General features: G+C 37.7%; 2 protein-coding genes. Both read right to left on the reverse strand.

Going from position 1 to position 477, the window contains the following annotated elements:
• A partial coding sequence (locus tag H5058_RS18210; protein ID WP_182679393.1) for a cold shock domain-containing protein occupies positions 1-158 on the reverse strand: 158 nt, incomplete at its 3' end.
• A 187-nt stretch (positions 159-345) separates the two neighbouring features.
• On the reverse strand, positions 346-477 hold a 132-nt coding region (locus tag H5058_RS18215), incomplete at its 5' end, for a cold shock domain-containing protein (protein WP_182678595.1).

The raw sequence follows: 477 nt of genomic DNA on the forward strand, positions 1-477 counted from the left end.
GTAAACTGTACACGTTGGCCTTCAGCTAAAGTTTTGAAACCGTCGCCTGAAATTGCACTGAAATGTGCAAACACGTCTGCGCCAGATTCTTGCTCGATAAAGCCAAAACCTTTTGCTTCGTTAAACCATTTTACTGAACCAGTAGTTGTATTAGACATAATATGTATCCTAAAAAATTAATATAAGTGTGCCTGAAAAGAGGCGATTGAGCCGGAAAAAATAGTTAACTTGAGGATAACGCGTAGGATTATTACTAAAACAACTCGGTACTAACAAATAAAACAGAACTTCTTTCAAACTAGTATTCTAAATGGGTTATTGCTAACCCATTAAATTGTTATGCAATTAGATGCAAACAATGTTTTCGGCTTGTGGGCCTTTTTGACCTTGAGTAACAGTAAACTGTACACGTTGGCCTTCAGCTAAAGTTTTGAAACCGTCGCCTGAAATTGCACTGAAATGTGCAAACACGTCTGC

It is taken from the genome of Pseudoalteromonas sp. SR45-4, from assembly GCF_014163535.1.
In the GTDB taxonomy this organism is placed as follows: Bacteria; Pseudomonadota; Gammaproteobacteria; order Enterobacterales; family Alteromonadaceae; genus Pseudoalteromonas; species Pseudoalteromonas nigrifaciens.